The sequence below is a fragment of the Microbacterium sp. 22179 genome (assembly GCF_052045715.1).
Taxonomy (GTDB): Bacteria; Actinomycetota; Actinomycetes; order Actinomycetales; family Microbacteriaceae; genus Microbacterium; species Microbacterium galbinum.
Window position 1 is genome coordinate 1 of record NZ_JBQEPJ010000015.1, and the last position, 455, is coordinate 455.

The 455-nt window shown below is 69.5% G+C and carries 1 pseudogene; it reads right to left on the reverse strand.

The features are described 5' to 3' along the window. Positions 1 to 5 precede the first annotated feature (5 nt). Positions 6 to 455: pseudogene (locus ACTJKK_RS16565) on the reverse strand (ornithine cyclodeaminase); the annotation flags it as partial.

Sequence of the window (455 nt, forward strand, 5' to 3'; positions counted from 1 at the left end):
GCCGGTCAGGCGACGGGGACGGGCGAGGTCGCGAACCCGAAGAGGTCCTTCGGGTCCTCGGGGGCGGCGACGAGGTCGATCTCGGTGTCCAGCCCCGTGCCCGCGAGGTCGGCGCGCAGATGACGCAGGGCCGAGAAGTCCTCGATCGCGAAACCCACCGAGTCGAAGATCGTCACCTGCTCCGGCGAGGTGCGCCCCGCAGCCATCCCGTTCAACACCTGCCAGAACTCCGTGACCGGGAAGTCGGCGGCGACGTTCTGGATCTCGCCCTCGACACGCGTCTGGGGCGTGTACTCCACGAACACCGGACCGCGATCGAGGATCCGCGGGTCGAGCTCGGTCTTGCCCGGGCAGTCCCCACCGATCGTGTTGATGTGCATGCCCGGGGCGACGTCGGCATCCGTCAGCACCTGCGCGACCGCCTTGTCGGCCGTGCACGTCGTGACGATGTCGGC